The following is a 16,339-nucleotide window of genomic DNA, read 5'->3' on the forward strand; positions in this document are numbered from 1 at the left end:
TGCCGCAACGTTTCGAGTAAAGACCGCCGTGGTTCCCCCTCCACCACGGCGGTTCTTTTTTGCCCTGCAGCCTCCGCGTCACTGACGCCAAAGCCCGTGGTCCAATGATCACGGCTTTGCGTTTTCTGCTCGCCCCTTTAGGGTCGGGCCAGAATCGAAAGGCTGAAAAAATGTCCAGAATCTCCCCCGTCCTCGACCGTCTCGACCAGAACCTCGACCAGAGCCTGGAACGGCTTTTCGGCCTGCTCGGCATCAAGTCCATCTCCACCGATCCGGCCTTTGCCGCCGACTGCCGCAAGGGCGCCGAATGGCTGGTCGCCGACCTCAAGCTGATCGGCTTCGACGCCAGCGTGCGCGACACGCCCGGACATCCGATGGTGGTGGCGCATCACGAAGGGCCGGCCGGCGCGCCGCATGTCCTGTTCTACGGCCACTACGACGTCCAGCCGGTCGACCCGGTCGAGCTTTGGGAGAGCGATCCGTTCGCGCCGTCGATCAAGGAGATCGAGCCCGGCCGCAAGGTGGTCACCGGGCGCGGCTCGGCCGACGACAAGGGGCAGCTTATGACCTTCGTCGAGGCATGCCGCGCCTGGAAGCAGGTGCATGGCAACCTGCCTTGCCGCGTCACCATCCTGTTCGAAGGCGAGGAGGAGTCCGGCTCGCCGTCGCTGAAGCCCTTCCTCGAGGCGAATGCCGCCGAATTGAAAGCGGATTTCGCGCTGGTCTGCGACACCAGCATGTGGAACCGCGAGACGCCGTCGATCTGCGTGTCGCTGCGCGGCATGGTCGGCGAGGAAGTCACGGTCAAGGCGGCCAGCCGCGACTTGCATTCGGGCCTCTATGGCGGCCCGGCGGCCAATCCGATCCGGATCCTCGCCAGGATCCTGGCCGACGTTCACGACAAGGACGGCCATGTCACCATCCCGGGCTTCTATGAGGGTGTCGAGGAGACGCCCTCGCAGGTGCTGAAGTCCTGGGAGGGGCTCGGCGAAACGGCCGAGACCTTCCTCGGACCAGTCGGGCTTTCCATTCCCGCCGGCGAAAAGGGCCGCTCGCTGCTCGAGCTCACCTGGGCGCGGCCGACCGCCGAATTCAACGGCATCATCGGCGGCTACACCGGCAAGGGCTTCAAGACGGTGATCGCTGCGGAAGCCTCGGCGAAGGTGTCGTTCCGCCTCGTGCACAAGCAGGATCCGAAGAAGATCCGCGCCGCCTTCCAGGCTTTCGTGCGTGAGCGCATCCCTGCCGACTGCTCGGTCGAATTCCATCCGCATGGCGGCTCGCCGGCAATCCAGCTCTCCTACGACTCGCCGTTCCTCGCCAAGGCCAAGGACGCGCTGTCCGACGAATGGGAGAAGCAGGCCGTCACCACCGGCGGCGGCGGCTCTATTCCAGTGGTCGGCGACTTCCAGACCTATCTCGGCATGGAATCGCTGCTGGTCGGCTTCGGCCTCGACGACGACCGCATCCATTCGCCCAACGAGAAATACGAGCTCTCCTCCTTCCATAAGGGGCAGCGCTCCTGGGCGCGCATTCTCGATGCGCTGACCCGTTGAGAGGCGGGAAAGACAAGTTTTTGTTGATTTTTCTTCGGATCGCGGCGAGGACGGGCTTTCTAGCGCAAAGTGCTGCAGCGTCCTTTGCGCATCCCAAAGGATGCGCGGCGCTGCAGGCCGCGATCCGGAGAAGAGAATGACCGACATCCGTTTCCACAAGAACGATCTGCCGGACCTGTCCCGCTACAATGTCGGGGCGGTGGCCATCGACACGGAAACGCTGGGGCTCAATCCGCATCGCGACCGGCTCTGCGTGGTGCAGATTTCGCCCGGCGACGGCAGCGCCGACGTCATCCAGATCGCCCCCGGTCAGCGGAAAGCGCCGAACCTCGTCAGCCTGCTCCGGAACCGCACTGTCACCAAGCTGTTCCACTACGGCCGTTTCGATATCGCCGTGCTCTACCACACCTTCGGCGTCATGGCCGAGCCGGTGTTCTGCACCAAGATCGCCTCGCGGCTGACCCGCACCTATACCGACCGGCACGGGCTGAAGGATATCTGCAACGAACTGCTCGGCATTGGTCTCTCCAAGGCGCAGCAATCGTCGGACTGGGCGGCGGAAACGCTCTCGCCCGAGCAGCTCGAATATGCGGCATCGGACGTGCTCTACCTGCACCGGTTGCGCGAGGTGCTTGCGGCACGGCTGGCGCGCGAGGGCCGTACCAAGGAGGCCGACGCCTGCTTCCGCTTCCTGCCGACGCGCGCCAAGCTCGACCTGATGGGCTGGGGGGAAGAAGATATCTTCGCGCACAGCTGACGGAACCTGGCGCGTCGAGCCGCGTTCCTGCCGGTCCATTGTTGGAGTGAGAGGGAATGAAATGGCAGAGCGCAAACCGATAGCGACCGCGCCGAAAGACGGCTCGAAGGTCACGATCATCTGGAAGGACGTCGACGGCGTGATCAACGAATCCGCCGGTCAGTATCGTGACGGCGGTTGGTGGGTCTACACCGACAGCGACACCCAGAAAAAAGTCGATCCAACGAGCTGGCGGCCGGCATCCGGCGACGACGACGACCAGTGAGCAATCGTTGACAGTTTCTGAAGCGAGCATGAGGTCCGGCCGCAACAAGGGGGCGCAATGAGACAGAACATGCTCTACCTCGTTATCGGGGTATTGGTCGTCGTGATCATTGGACTTGGCGTCTACATCTATCGCGAGCAGACCAGGCCGAAAGGCGTGGAGCTCAAGATCGACGACAAGGGCATTTCGATCCAACAGAATTGATCCGGTCGCGTGCGCATCTTGCGGCTTGACCGGCTTGCTCCGGATAACAGCTCCCATCAATCTTGCGGGAACGGGACGGCAACGAGAGTGACGTCCGGGCGGTTCGGCGGTATCATCACGGCATAGGGAGTTTGGGGCCAACCAACCTAGCCACTAGGAGGTTGCCATGAGGCACCAAACACTGGACCAGCTGCACGCCGTTGCCGAGGTCAAAACTGCCAGACCCATCATGAGCCGAACCCAGCGCCTCGCACGTTGGGCGGAGCTTCTCGAACGTGAGCCAACCCGGCTGCTAACCGCGCTTACCGGCACCGAATACCGTGCCCGGCCCGAGCGCGACATCATGCGCGGCGACGGCTCGCCGATATCGGTCGCTCTCGAAGACCCGATTTTGCACGGCGAGGGTTTGAAGGACGACACTTACGGGGAAGCAAAGCGCTTCTTCGAGCTGAGCGACTATCAGCTGCACGAGATCGTCTGCTACTGCCATGTCGGCGACGTCATGCAGGCATCGAGAGCGGCGCTGTCGGTTCGTGCCGTGCTCGACTAAAGCGCGTCGCGACGAACCACAAAGTAGGAGCGCGATCGGGTGTTGCCGCCGCTTGCGCTCCTGCGTCCGCGAAATCGGGTCAGATCGCGATTGCCGGGCATTTGATTTTCAATCGCTTCGATTTTTCCGCACTTAACGCGCCTTTAAAGGTAAGTGATTGTTTTTGTTGTTGACCGTTACCGGCCGCTCGCACTCAGTGGCAGGGCGAGCATGCACGGCGTTCGTTGGCTGGTGGGCCGAAGCCATCCCTCAGGGAGCGGGCAGTCGCTCTCGCCCGAGAACGAGGGGGTCGTGCGAACGCGCGATCTCACGGACGTCGGCATTCCCCGCTGCTATTTAGCTTGAATGTGTAAAAAGGGCCTGCTTATCAAGGTTGGCTATGGAATCTATCGCGCCACAGATCGGGAGGTGCCATGATTTCGCATCTTTGAACAAGACGCGGTTCGCAAAAGGGGAGCGTTGCTGCTGTTTCTGCCGCCATACGAGCTCCGCCCCGTGGTGAGCACGGCCCCACCATCCTCTCGAGCGGCCCGAGGCGCCGGAATTTGAAAATGCAGGCACTCGCATCTTTTCCGGCGTCGGCCGACAGCTACATTATCAAGCAGTTCAGGAGGAGGAACTAGGAGGCTGCTATGGTCGACCGTATACGCGATATACTGGCACGGTTCCCGGAGAATGAGGCCGCGGTTCGACAACTGATCCAGGACAGCCAGGTTTTCGATGCTCTTTGTCAGCAGTATGCTGATACCGATCGTGAAGTTACAAAGATCGTGCGGACCGAGAACGGAGAGACAAGCCCGGAAGCGCGCATTCTGCATGATCGGCGCAGAGCGATCGAGGAAGAGATTCTGACGATGATCGAAGGGTACACTCCAGTCTGAACGCTATGCTGCGGGGCTCAACTGCAGAGATCGTCGCTGTAGGCGGCGCCTTGGCTGACGGGTTGGGCGACGCAAGTCCGATAACATTGCCATTGGCCAGCTTCGCCCAATCACCCCGCTTAGGTGCGCAGCCTGTTCCTGTGGGTGTGGACCTCGCCCTGGGTATAGAGGACTCTATTTGCTCCCCTCCGGGAGCACGCTGGCCTTCGGGTTTTGCGATCAAAGGTCAGTCAACTCATCCAGATCGGGTGCGGTGTTCACTTTCCGTTCGAGCAGCGCCTGTTGCGCTGGCGGCCAGCGCCAGGCTTTCGGCCACAGGCCTGCGGGTGTTATCCTTTTTGCTTCGCTTGAGAGCAACGGCTTCCTCAAGCCACAAAACCTGGGAGGCAGCATATGTCACAGGATCGAGCCACAGAGGTGTCCGAGGCCGAGATCGCAGTGCACTGGCAGGAAGAGGACTATGTCAAACCAACGGAGAAATTCATTGCTCAAGCCAATCTGACTGACCAGACGGTCTTTGAGCGATTCAGCCTCAAGAAATTCCCGAATTGCTTCAAAGAGTACGCCGATCTTCTCGACTGGTATAAGCCTTGGGACGTCACACTCGACACGAGTAATCCGCCGTTCTGGAAGTGGTTCATTGGGGGCCGGCTCAACGCCAGCTACAACTGCGTCGACCGCCATCTCGCCAAGCACAAAAACAAGACCGCGATCCACTTTGTCCCCGAGCCCGAGCACGAAGCCATCCAGCATGTCACCTACCAGGAACTCTACGTGCGCGTAAACGAAGTCTCCGCGCTGTTGCGGGACTTCTGCGGTCTCAAGAAAGGTGACCGAGTGACGCTGCACATGCCGATGGTCCCGGAGCTTCCCATCACGATGCTAGCCTGCGCGCGGCTCGGCATCATTCACTCGCAGGTCTTCAGCGGCTTCAGCGGCAAAGCCACGGCGGACCGGGTCGTTGATTCCGAAAGCCGTGCGCTGATCACAATGGACGCCTATTACCGAGGCGGCCAGCTCCTCGATCACAAGGAGAAAGCAGACATCGCTTTCACCGAAGCAAAGAAGGATGGCGTAACGCTCGAGAAAGTGCTCGTGTGGCAGAGGTACCCGGGGCGCTACTCGAGCAAGACGCCGCTGGTCGAGGGCCGCGACTTCATCATGAACGAAGTTTTGTCGGGTTACCGGCACCGCAGGATCGACCCTGTGGAAATGCCCGCCGAAGACCCGTTGTTCCTCATGTACACAAGCGGCACCACCGGCAAACCCAAGGGCTGCCAGCACAGCACCGGTGGATATCTCGCCTACGTCGCGGGGACCTCAAAGTACATTCAGGACATCCATCCGGAGGACGTCTATTGGTGCATGGCCGATATCGGTTGGATCACCGGTCATTCCTATATCGTCTACGGACCATTGGCGCTCGCCGCATCTTCGGTCGTATATGAGGGGCTCCCGACCCATCCTGACGCGGGGCGTCCGTGGCGCATCGCCCAAGAGCTCGACGTCAACATCTTTCACACCTCGCCGACAGCAATCCGAGCGCTTCGGCGCGCCGGACCCGATGAGCCGGCAAAATACCACTACCACTTCAAGCATATGACGACAGTGGGCGAGCCCATAGAGCCGGCGGTGTGGCGGTGGTACCACGACGTTGTAGGCAAGGGCGAAGCGGTCATCGTCGACACATGGTGGCAAACTGAGAACGGCGGTTTCTTGTGCAGCACAGTGCCGGCCATCCACCCGATGAAGCCTGGGAGCGCGGGGCCAGGCGTGCCTGGCATCCATCCGATCATCTATGACGAGGACGGCAACGAGATACCGCCGCGCTCCGGCCGCGCTGGAAACATCTGCATCCAAAATCCGTGGCCGGGCACATTTCAGACGATCTGGAAGAATCCCGATCGCTACGTCGAACAATACTACGCAAAATATTGCAAGAACCGAAAGAGTCGCGACTGGCGCGACTGGCCGTACTTCGCCAACGACGGTGCCTTGCAGGCGGCCGACGGCTATTATCGCATCTTGGGTCGGATCGATGACGTCATCAATGTGGCTGGGCATCGGCTCGGAACCAAGGAGATCGAGTCCGCCAGTCTCCTTGTTGAGGAGGTCGCCGAGGCTGCGGTGGTCCCCGCCAGGGACGAAATCAAAGGCAGGGTACCCGACCTCTACGTATCGCTGAAGCCCGGGCTGGCCCCAAGCGAGGACATCCGCAAGCGAGTGGAAGACGCCGTGATCCGTGAGATCGGGCCCATTGCCCGACCGCGCCGTGTCGTGATGGTCCCCGACATGCCGAAGACCCGTTCCGGCAAGATCATGCGCCGTGTCCTAAGGGCGATCTCGAATGATGAGGATGCCGGTGACGTCTCAACCCTGGCTAATCCCGAAGTCGTCGATGAGATTCGAAGGATGAAGGTCTAGCAGGCTGTTGAAGAAGTCTGCCGTATTGCCTTGAGGATGGCCTCGTCGCCATCGTGGCAGGCGAACGTGATTTCGATCGGGTCGTCGCCGAGCAATTCGGAATGGCCATCGCCTGTGACTTCGTCGATCTCGTCACATCCGCCCCATGTGACGTGAGCTAGACTATGGGGAGCGTAGCTCGGATCGAGGCCGGCTTGCAGGGCGCCAAAAGCGATCTCGCCGTTGTTGTCGGGTCCGATGGTGATGGTTGCGGGTCCCCGCAACCACTTTCATCATAACTCACTCGCCGTCTCGATCTGAACGCTCGGGGCGGTTCTTTGCGTTTGCGAGGAACGCCGACTTTGATCTCCGGCCGTCGCGCCGCGGCAGTTCGATCTCCTTGATGCCATTATCGGCGAAGGCCAAGATCCCGTCGTCATCATTGACCCCGTAGACCCTGATGACGCCGTGCTCGGGCTCGAGATCGTGGGGCAGTTCCTGGATGAGCCCTTCGCAGACGCCGAGATCCCCGACGACACGTTCGACCGTGTAGACGTGATGGGCGTCCCCATAGCCTATTCGGACCGGCGGCGGAACGAACGGCACGCGTCCTGAATTGTGGAGGATGCAACTCTTGCCTTCCCTATCATGACTCTTCTCGTCCAGCCGCGCTTAGTGAATGAGCCGTTTTCCCGCCCGGGACTGCTTCTCGATTTCCGCTTCGGCAGTAGGGCAGTCCTCTTTGACCTCGGCGATCTGTCGGCGCTTTCGCCACGTGAGATCCTGCACGTTTCGCACGTATTCGTGTCGCACATGCACATGGATCACTTTAGCGGGTTCGATCGCCTGTTGGGGGTGTCGCTCTATCGTGACAAGCAGGTCCATATCATCGGCCCGCCCGGACTGGCCGATGCCGTAGAGGCCAAGCTGCGGGCCTACACGTGGAATCTCCTCAACGAGCAGTCGCAGGACTTTACGATCTCCGCCTCTGATTGGACGGAAGAAGGCTTTTCCACTGCAGCCGCCTTCCGGGCGCGCAGGGCTTTCGCGCGGGAGAATTGGCAGAACCCGGACACCCTGTTCCCCCTGGACGATCCGGAGTTCACGATCGAAGCCGTCACGCTCGATCACGGGATTCCTTGCTTAGCCTTCGCCTTCCAGGAAAAACTGCGGGTGAACGTGCACCGGTCGCGTCTAGACGAGCTTGATCTTCCTGTCGGACCTTGGCTCACAAACGCCAAGCGGGCGGCGCGATGCGGCGCTGATGCGGCCACCGAGTTCACGCCGATTGCAGGCAGGAAGGTAACGCTTGGGGAACTGCTGCGGGATCGGGCGCTGGTCTGTGGGCCGGGTCAACGCATCGCGTATGCAACCGATTTAGCCTTCGGTCCGGAGAACGTCACACGTCTCTCTAACTTGGTGCGCCGCGCCGATCATCTTTTCATCGAAGCCGGATTCTTGGAGGAAGACCGAGACCTCGCGGCGTCGAAGAAGCATCTGACTGCCGCGCAGGCAGGCGCGATCGCCAGGCAAGCCGGCGCTATCTCCGCCCACCAGATACACCTTTCGCCTCGGTATCTCGGACGTGAGGACGAGCTGCGGACCGAATTCGAAGCCGGATTTCTCGGAAGTTCCGTTACAGCGAGATAAGGCTCGTTCCCCTTGTAAGGCCCCTACTATTGCGCGCACGGCCGGAGACTGACGGGCGGGGGGCTTAGGGCTTATCAGCCGGCGCGAGCGCAGACTGTCCGATTTGCTAGCAAGTCCGCAATCGACGGAGGTCCACCCTGCCCGCGGCATTCGTCTGAATGACGAAAAGACATAGCCCCTTATTCCGTTGGGGCAGGGGCCCGAGCGATGATCATGTGATTCACGGCAGTTCTCCTTTGCGCCGGCGGCTCGGTGGGGAAACTTGATCTGCCTCGACGGCTTATCGATGATCACCAACGCATCGTCCGGCGCGGGCCGCTATAGCTTCTTCGCCTCCGACCACGGCCGCCGATCGCTTCGCCGAGGCTCGGCTTAAGTGTCGTGAACAGAGCGGTAACACACGGTAACGGATTAAGAATTTCGTAAGGAATCTCAAAGGGCTGGCCGAGTGCCAATTTAACGCGCCTTTAAACCGCCGCATCTACTCTGCACCTCGAGCGCCATCGGCACCGGGGACAAGCAAGCACAGCGCATGGCGAACCGCAGAGACAGTCGCATCGAACCGAGCTTCGAGGGCTCGCCGCGGGCGAAACCCTCCGACGGCTTTTCGGTCAGCGAGGAGGATCGCGTCGTGCCGGCAAGTCGCAAATCCGGAGCAAAACGCAAATCCGGCAAGGCGAAATCGTCGCGTCGCGGCCGAGACCGCAACCGGCGCGGTCTGTTTTCCATCTTCGGCCGCCTGCTCTACTGGTGTTTCGTGCTCTGCATCTGGGGCGGCATCGCGGTGGCCGGCATCGTCGTCTATTACGGCGCCAAGATGCCGGCGGCGACCACCTGGTCGATCCCCGACCGCGCGCCCAACATCAAGATCGTCTCGGTCGACGGGCAGCTCATCGCCAACAGAGGCATGAGCGGCGGCGAGGCCGTCGGCCTCAATGAGATGTCGCCCTATATACCCGAGGCCGTCGTCGCCATCGAGGACCGCCGCTTCTATTCGCATTTCGGCATCGACCCGATCGGGCTGACGCGCGCCATGGTCACCAACGTGCTCGGCGGTCATTTCTCGCAGGGTGGCTCGACGCTGACGCAGCAGCTGGCGAAGAACCTGTTCCTGAGGCCGGACCGGACGCTGGAGCGCAAGGTGCAGGAAGTGCTCCTGGCGCTGTGGCTGGAACACAAGCACAGCAAGGACCAGATTCTCGAAATGTACCTCAACCGGGTCTATTTCGGCTCCGGCGCCTATGGCGTGGAAGCGGCCTCGCGGCGTTATTTCGGCAAGAGCGCGCGCGACGTCTCGCTGTCGGAGGCAGCGCTTCTCGCCGGTCTGTTGAAGGCGCCGTCGCGGCTTTCACCGGCGCGCGACCCGAAGGCGGCGGAAGAGCGCGCGCAGCTCGTGCTCGCCGCCATGCGCGAGGAAGGCAAGATCAGCGACAAGGAATACAAGGTGGCGCTGAGCGCGCCGGCGACGCGCTCGCCCTCCTACTGGACCGGCTCGGAAAACTATGTCGCCGACACGGTCATGGAGGAACTGCCCGACCTTATCGGCGACGTGCGCGGCGACATCGTCATCGACACCACGGTCGACCTGACGCTGCAGAAACTCGCCGAGCAGTCGATCCGCCGGCTGATCGACGAGAGCGGCAAGAAGCTCAACGTCACGCAAGGCGCGTTGGTGTCGATCGACGATTCCGGCGCCGTGCGCGCAATGGTTGGCGGCTATGATTATTCGACCAGCCAGTTCGACCGCGCCTCGGAAGCGCGGCGCCAGCCAGGCTCCGCCTTCAAGCCGTTCGTCTACATGGCGGCGCTCGAGGCCGGCCGCACGCCGGACAGCGTGCGCAACGACGCCCCCATCAGAATAGGCAAGTGGACGCCCGACAATTACGGCGGCAAATATTATGGCAAGGTGACTTTAGCCACCGCGCTGGCCAAGTCGCTGAACTCGGTCGCGGCGCAACTCACCATGGAAGTCGGGCCCGACGCGGTGGTCGAGGCGGCGCACCGCATGGGCATCCAGTCCGACCTGCAGTCGAACACCTCTATCGCGCTCGGCACGTCGGAAGTGACGCCGCTGGAACTGACCTCCGCCTATGTGCCTTTCGCCAACGGGGGCTACAAGCCGGACATCCATTTTATCAGCCGCGTCACCACGGCCGGCGGCAAGGTGCTCTACGAGAACAATGGCGGGAGCGCGCCGCGCGTCATCAAGGCCGACATCGTCGGCATGATGAACTCGATGATGACGGGCACGGTCGAGGTCGGCACCGCCAAGAAGGCGGCCTTCAACTGGCCTTCGGCCGGCAAGACCGGCACCAGCCAGAATTCGCGCGACGCCTGGTTCGTCGGCTACACCGCCAACCTCACCACCGGCGTCTGGTTCGGCAATGACGACGGCAGCCCGATGAAGAAAGTGACCGGCGGCGCATTGCCGGCGCAGGCCTGGCACGAGTTCATGGTGGCGGCGCATGAAGGCGTGCCGGTCAGGCCGCTGCCCGGCACGTGGAAGTCGACGCCCTCCGATACGGTCGTCCCGGACGAGATCCCGTCGGCGGATGGCTCACAGCCGCCGCCGGCGCCGCCCGCGCCGGTCGGCCAGTCGGCGCCGGTTGCCCAGGCGCCTGCGCGCCAGGCGCGTCCGGCCCAGACGGTCGATGCCGACGGTTTCGACATGCCCAGCGACGGCGGCACCACCGCGTCGGTCGGGCATCCGGTGCCGCCCGGCGACGTCGGCGGCCCGAAGAAACGGCGGCAGACGTCCATTCTCGATATTCTGAGTGGCGGCTAAAGCCTGATCCCGCTTTCGGGATCGTGGTCCAGCCGGCAACTCGCCTCTCGCAATGGCAAGCGCCTTCGGCTACATGTCCGGCCGGAGATCAAGCCATGGCCGAAATCGACAGCAGAAAAACCATCGTGCTCACCGGGGCCAGCCGCGGCATCGGCCATGCGACGGTGAAGCGCTTTTCGCGTGAGGGCTGGCGCGTCATCACCTGCTCGCGACAGGCCTTTGCCGAGGATTGTCCGTGGCCCGCCGGCCCTGAGGACCACATCAAGGTTGACCTCGCAGACCAGGAGGACGTCGGCATCGCCGTCTCGGAAATCCGGCATCGGCTGGAAGCGCATGGCGGGCAGTTGCACGCGCTGGTGAACAATGCCGGCATCTCGCCGAAGCTGAGGGACGGCGGCCGGATGAACTCGATCGAGACGCCGATGCATGTCTGGCGTGACGTGTTCCAGGTCAATTTCTTCGCGCCGATCATGCTGGCACGCGGCCTGTTCAAGGAACTCGCCGCGGCCAAGGGCTCGATCGTCAACGTCACCTCGATCGCCGGCACCAGGGTGCATCCGTTCGCCGGAACGGCCTATGCGACATCCAAGGCGGCGCTCGGCTCGCTGACGCGCGAGATGGCGCATGACTTCGGCCCGCACGGCATCCGCGTCAACGCGATCGCGCCTGGCGAGATCGACACGGCGATCTTGTCGCCCGGCACCGACAGAATAGTCGAGACGATCCCGCTGAGACGCCTCGGCGCTACGGCGGAAGTCGCCGACATCATCTTCTTCCTGTGTTCGGGCCAAGCCTCCTACGTGACCGGCTCGGAAATCCACATCAATGGCGGCCAGCACGTGTGAGACGGCTGACTTCAAGCCAAGGACCGCTCATCCGGTTATGGTGAGAACGGCCTTGCCGCTGATGCCGCGCTGTCGCAGCGCGTCCAGGGCCTGGGCGATGTCCGTCCACGGCACGGTCATGGCCACGCGGGTTTCCAGCCGGCCGACCGCGACTAAGCCAAGCAGCCAGGCGATGTCGGCGCCGATGGCTGAACCGGATGTGTAATAGGCGAAAGTCTGAAGCCTCGCCCCCTCGTGACCCGGAACGAACTGGCGGAAGCCAATCGGAGTGAGTTCGCCACTGCTCGAACCGAACATGACGATGGTCCCGCCGGGTGCGACGCGTTCGATCGCGTGTGCGAGGCTTTCACCACCGACCGACTCGGTGATCAGCGAAAACGGTCCCTCGGCCAGTTCGATCGCCTCGACCACCTGCTCGGCGCCCAGGCGACGGAGATCCTCGCCGTGCCGGGAGGCGGCGACTGCGGTCACGCGCCCGCCCTGTTGACGAGCGATCTGGATCTGGAATCGGCCGACCGCGCCGCTTGCGCCGGTGATCAGGACCCGCTGGCCGGTCAGGTCACCGCCATGGCGCAAAGTTCTTAGCGCCGTTGTGCCAGCGACCGGAAGCGTGGCGGCAGAGGCGAAGCCGACGTTGTCCGGCAGGGCGGCGAGACGGTCGGTCGGAACGGCGACATGTTCGGCCCAGCCGGCCTGGTCGACCAGGGCCGCAACGCGCGTGCCCGCAGTCGGGCCTGAGCCGTCGGCCGCCGCGCGCTCGACAATGCCGACGATGTCCTGGCCAGGTATCCACCCGTCAGGTCGTATGCTGAGCAAGCGCAGCTCGCCACGATTCAACGATGTTGCATGAACTGCCACCAATGCTTCATTTCCATTGCAGTTTGGCTCGTCGACCTGGGTGAGCTTCAGCCGGTCGGGGCCGTCGGAAGAAATGGCGAGAGCGAGCATAGGCCCACCTTTGAAATTGGCGATTAGGGAGCCGCGATCGACTGCGACGGTCACCGCTCAATCTATCGACTTTTGCGCCGAAAAATTTAGACATAAAGTCAAACGATCGCTAAAAGTCGTCAATCATGAGACAGCCTCTTCGCTGGCCCTGGCCCGATTTCGACGTCGACAATGTGCTGGCGCCAGCAATCGCGGTGCGCGTCGACGTTACCGGGAACAAGACTGAAGTGCCTGAGCACTGGCACCGCAAAGGGCAACTCGTCTTTGCGGTGGGAGGCGGCGTCACATGCCGCGTTCCGAGCGGCTTTTGGATGGTGCCGCCGCATTGCGGCGTGTGGATTCCGAGCCGCATGGAACACAGCAATATCGCAACCGCCAATGCCCGGATTTTCTTTGTCTACATCGAGCCCGGGGCCGCCGATCTGCCGGACCGATGCTGCACGCTTTCGATCTCGCCGCTGCTGCGCGAACTGATCATCGAGCTGTCGGATCGTGCGAACGACGACGATGCGAGGGGCGAGCTCCTGACCAGGATCCTGCTTACCGAATTGCCGCGCATGCCTGTCCAGCAACTGCATCTGCCGATCTCATCCGAACCGGGCATGAGGCGGATCGCCGAAGCGCTGGCAGAAAATCCCGCCGACCGCAGCACCCTGGCGGAGTGGGCCAGCCGCGTTGCGCTGAGCGAGAGCAGCCTCGCCCGTCTCGTGGTCAAGGAGACAGGGCTGAGCTTCGGGCGCTGGCGCCAGCAATTGCACTTGATCGTCGCAATACGAGAGCTGGCCGCCGGGGCCAGCGTGCAGCAGGTTTCGGCCGATCTCGGCTATGAATCGGTCACCGCCTTCATCACCATGTTCAAGAAGGCGCTCGGCAAGCCGCCAGCGAAATATCTCAGCGACATCGCGCAAAACGGCGGTTCCGCGTTCGTTGCTTGAACCCCGCTCACTCCGCGCAAATCGGCAATGCGAAGAGTTGGTTTCAGGCTTCCGCCTTGACCGGCGCCACAACGGCCGCGCCCGTCACCACCTCGACGATGCCGCGCGCGATCTCGCGCTCACCCATGATCACCGTGTCGGCGCCGAGGCCTCTCAGATGCTCGACCTCGGCATCGGAATGGGCACGGGCAATGACGTTTATCGCAGGATTGACGGCGCGGGCCCGAAGCACGATCTGCCCGGCCTCGAAGGCATTGGGAATGGCAAGGATCAGCCGCTTGGCGCCTTCCGGATTGGCGGCGGAAAAGACCTCCGCGTTGGCGGCATTGCCGGCCACCTTTTCGATGCCGTCGGACTTCAGCTTCGCAAGCGTCTTGTCGGCATCCTCGATGACCAGGAAGGGCAGGTCGGCTTCCTTCATCGCGGCCCCCACGAGACTGCCGACACGGCCATAGCCAACCAGGATGGAATGATCGGTGAGCGCGGTGCGCGGCGGCGGGCCATCTTCCTTTTCCGGAGCTGCCACCACCGAAGCCACCTGGCCTGGCTCGGTCGCCGGGCCAATCGGCCTTGCCTCGACTGGGGGCGCTGCTTTGGTGGCACGCGCTTCCAGCCACGGCTTCATCCAGTCGACGACGAGGAACATCAACGGATTGAGCAGGATCGACAGGATGGCGCCGGCCAGGATCAGGTCGCGGCCCTGCTCGGGCAACAGCTTCAGCCCGACACCAAGCTCGGCCAGGATGAAGGAGAATTCGCCGATCTGGGCGAGGCTGGCGGAAATCATCAGTGCCGTCGCGATCGGATAGCGGAAGGCGATGACGATGACGAAGGCGGCAATCGATTTGCCGACGACGATGATGGCAAGCGTGGCGAGTATAGGCAGGCCGTTGCTGATCAGGCTGAGCGGGTCGAACAGCATGCCGACCGAGACGAAGAACAGCACCGAAAAGGCATCGCGCAGCGGCAGCGATTCCTCGGCCGCACGATGGCTGAGCTCGGACTCGCTCATGATCATGCCGGCGAAGAAGGCGCCGAGCGCCAGCGAGACGCCGAACAGTTTTGATGCGCCGAAGGCAACGCCGAGCGCGATCGCCAGCACCGCAAGCCGGAACAGCTCGCGCGAGCCGGTATGGGCGACATAATGCAGGATCCACGGGATGACCCTGCGGCCGACGACCAGCATGACGGCGACGAAAGCGGCGACCTTGGCCAGCGTCACGCCGACGACGCCCCAGATGCCGTAGCTCGCGGGCAGCGAGAGCAGGCTCGCATGGTCGTCGGCTTGCGGCTGGCCGCCGAGCACGCCGGCGAGCGCCGGCAAAAGCACCAGCGCCAGCACCATGGCCAGATCCTCGACGATCAGCCAGCCGACGGCGATGCGGCCGCGCTCGGTCTCGATCAGCCGTCGCTCCTGCATGGCGCGCAGCAGCAGGACGGTCGAGGCGACGGAAAGCGCCAGGCCGAAGACCAGGCCGGCGCCCAAGGACCAGCCGAGCAGCCAAGCGAGACCAACGCCGAGCAGCGTGGCAAAGCCGATCTGCACGACGGCGCCGGGCACGGCAATCGCGCGAACCGACAGAAGGTCCTTCAGCGAGAAATGCAGGCCGACGCCGAACATCAAGAGGATGACGCCGATCTCGGCCAGTTCATTGGCGAGGCTGGCGTCGGCGACGAAGCCCGGCGTGTTCGGCCCGACCAGCACGCCGGCGACGAGATAGCCGACCAGCGGCGGGATGCGGAAACGGTTGGCCAATGCTCCGAAGACGAAAGCAAGCCCCAAACCGGCGACGATGGTGGCGATAAGGGGCGTGTCATGCGGCATGGTCTATGGAGCGCCTTTCAGAAACTGCGATGTCGGATAAGCGCCGCCCGAGGCCGTCGCCTTTCGCAATATGGTGGGGAGAGCGGTGGTGACGCAACCGCTGGTGCGCTGAAATCGGCGCCCTGGAGGCCACCGGAGGACGAAAACCGCAGCCGGCCGTTGCGCGGCGGTCGTGCAGCATCAACCTAAATGGCGTTCGATAGCCTCTCGCTGCCTGGCTCAGGGCGCTTGGAGCAGCTTCTCGATCTCGGGAATGGTGTGGTTGGTCAGCGTCTTCGGTATCTCCGCCTTTACCTTGTCGCAGACCTCCTTGTGCAGCTTCTGGCGCATCTCGCCGAGCACCTGCGGTGGAGCGATCAGCACGACCTCGTGGAAGTCACCCCGATGCGCGAGTTTGTAGAGCCGCTCCGCGATGGTATCGGCAAAGCGTTCCTTGCCGAGACGGTGCCAATCGGTGTCTTCAACCGCGCTGCGGTGAACTGTCGGCCCGTCACTGTAGCGGCCCGGCCTGTCGCTGCCCTGCTCGCGGGTGGCCGGATTCTCCTGCTCCAGCTCCTGCACGACCTGCAGGTCCGGACATTTGGTATCGCCCTGGTTGCGAAGGAAAAGCGCCTTTTCGCCGTCAGCCACGATGACCCAAAGATCATGTTTCAGCCTGATGCTCATAGCGCTCCTCCTTTTCAGCTTCCGGGCCTGCCGACCGAGCTTCAAAATGCGATCTGCCGGCTGCGATGG

The 16,339-nt window shown here is 62.8% G+C and carries 16 protein-coding genes; 11 read left to right on the forward strand and 5 right to left on the reverse strand.

Going from position 1 to position 16,339, the window contains the following annotated elements; all coding sequences use genetic code 11:
* Positions 1-170 precede the first annotated feature (170 nt).
* The 7 genes from EJ071_RS10795 to acs all read left to right on the forward strand — a co-directional run bounded on the left by EJ071_RS10795 (position 171) and on the right by acs (position 6,637).
* On the forward strand, positions 171-1,556 hold the full coding sequence (locus tag EJ071_RS10795; protein ID WP_126097848.1) for a M20/M25/M40 family metallo-hydrolase: 1,386 nt from the start codon (positions 171-173) through the stop codon (positions 1,554-1,556).
* A gap of 136 nt (positions 1,557-1,692) precedes the next feature.
* Positions 1,693-2,313 (forward strand): ribonuclease D, encoded by a 621-nt coding sequence (locus tag EJ071_RS10800; protein WP_126097849.1) that lies wholly within the window; start codon positions 1,693-1,695, stop codon positions 2,311-2,313.
* Positions 2,314-2,374: 61 nt separating this feature from the next.
* Positions 2,375-2,578 (forward strand): hypothetical protein, encoded by a 204-nt coding sequence (locus tag EJ071_RS10805; protein ID WP_126097850.1) that lies wholly within the window; start codon positions 2,375-2,377, stop codon positions 2,576-2,578.
* A 57-nt stretch (positions 2,579-2,635) separates the two neighbouring features.
* Positions 2,636-2,782: a hypothetical protein gene (locus EJ071_RS10810; protein ID WP_126097851.1), complete on the forward strand. Its 147-nt coding sequence runs from the start codon at positions 2,636-2,638 to the stop codon at positions 2,780-2,782.
* A gap of 166 nt (positions 2,783-2,948) precedes the next feature.
* Entirely contained in the window at positions 2,949-3,332 is a 384-nt protein-coding gene (locus EJ071_RS10815; protein ID WP_126097852.1) for a hypothetical protein, read from the forward strand.
* A gap of 632 nt (positions 3,333-3,964) precedes the next feature.
* Positions 3,965-4,213 carry a hypothetical protein gene (locus tag EJ071_RS10820; protein WP_126097853.1) on the forward strand — a complete coding sequence of 83 codons (249 nt, stop codon included), beginning with the start codon at positions 3,965-3,967 and terminating at the stop codon, positions 4,211-4,213.
* Between the two features lie 393 nt (positions 4,214-4,606).
* Positions 4,607-6,637 (forward strand): acetate--CoA ligase, encoded by a 2,031-nt coding sequence (acs, locus tag EJ071_RS10825; RefSeq protein ID WP_126097854.1) that lies wholly within the window; start codon positions 4,607-4,609, stop codon positions 6,635-6,637.
* On the opposite strand, the gene EJ071_RS10830 is transcribed toward acs, so the two are convergent.
* Both EJ071_RS10830 and EJ071_RS38420 read right to left on the reverse strand, forming a co-directional pair.
* A complete protein-coding gene (locus EJ071_RS10830) occupies positions 6,634-6,900 on the reverse strand; it encodes a hypothetical protein (protein WP_126097855.1) in 267 nt (88 codons plus the stop codon). The genes acs and EJ071_RS10830 overlap by 4 nt on opposite strands.
* Before the next feature lie 16 nt (positions 6,901-6,916).
* A complete protein-coding gene (locus tag EJ071_RS38420; protein ID WP_189521440.1) occupies positions 6,917-7,222 on the reverse strand; it encodes a hypothetical protein in 306 nt (101 codons plus the stop codon).
* 42 nt (positions 7,223-7,264) lie between these two features.
* On the opposite strand from EJ071_RS38420, the gene EJ071_RS10840 reads away from it, so the two are divergent.
* The 3 genes from EJ071_RS10840 to EJ071_RS10850 all read left to right on the forward strand — a co-directional run bounded on the left by EJ071_RS10840 (position 7,265) and on the right by EJ071_RS10850 (position 11,896).
* On the forward strand, positions 7,265-8,266 hold the full coding sequence (locus EJ071_RS10840) for a ribonuclease Z (RefSeq protein ID WP_126097856.1): 1,002 nt from the start codon (positions 7,265-7,267) through the stop codon (positions 8,264-8,266).
* A 532-nt stretch (positions 8,267-8,798) separates the two neighbouring features.
* Positions 8,799-11,051, forward strand: a complete 2,253-nt coding sequence (locus tag EJ071_RS10845; protein ID WP_126097857.1) for a transglycosylase domain-containing protein — start codon at positions 8,799-8,801, stop codon at positions 11,049-11,051.
* A 95-nt stretch (positions 11,052-11,146) separates the two neighbouring features.
* Positions 11,147-11,896, forward strand: coding sequence for an SDR family oxidoreductase (locus tag EJ071_RS10850; RefSeq protein WP_126097858.1), 750 nt, complete (start codon positions 11,147-11,149; stop codon positions 11,894-11,896).
* A 27-nt stretch (positions 11,897-11,923) separates the two neighbouring features.
* Here the strand turns inward: EJ071_RS10850 and EJ071_RS10855 are convergent, their stop codons facing one another.
* Entirely contained in the window at positions 11,924-12,844 is a 921-nt protein-coding gene (locus EJ071_RS10855) for a zinc-binding dehydrogenase (protein ID WP_126097859.1), read from the reverse strand.
* Positions 12,845-12,969: 125 nt separating this feature from the next.
* On the opposite strand from EJ071_RS10855, the gene EJ071_RS10860 reads away from it, so the two are divergent.
* Positions 12,970-13,779, forward strand: coding sequence for a helix-turn-helix transcriptional regulator (locus tag EJ071_RS10860; protein WP_126097860.1), 810 nt, complete (start codon positions 12,970-12,972; stop codon positions 13,777-13,779).
* A 43-nt stretch (positions 13,780-13,822) separates the two neighbouring features.
* Here the strand turns inward: EJ071_RS10860 and EJ071_RS10865 are convergent, their stop codons facing one another.
* Both EJ071_RS10865 and EJ071_RS10870 read right to left on the reverse strand, forming a co-directional pair.
* Complete coding sequence (locus EJ071_RS10865) at positions 13,823-15,604, reverse strand: cation:proton antiporter (protein ID WP_126097861.1); 1,782 nt, start codon at positions 15,602-15,604, stop codon at positions 13,823-13,825.
* Positions 15,605-15,823: 219 nt separating this feature from the next.
* A complete protein-coding gene (locus EJ071_RS10870) occupies positions 15,824-16,270 on the reverse strand; it encodes a host attachment family protein (RefSeq protein WP_126097862.1) in 447 nt (148 codons plus the stop codon).
* Between the last annotated feature and the right edge of the window lie 69 nt (positions 16,271-16,339).

The sequence above is a fragment of the Mesorhizobium sp. M1B.F.Ca.ET.045.04.1.1 genome (genome assembly GCF_003952465.1).
GTDB lineage: Bacteria > Pseudomonadota > Alphaproteobacteria > Rhizobiales > Rhizobiaceae > Mesorhizobium > Mesorhizobium shonense.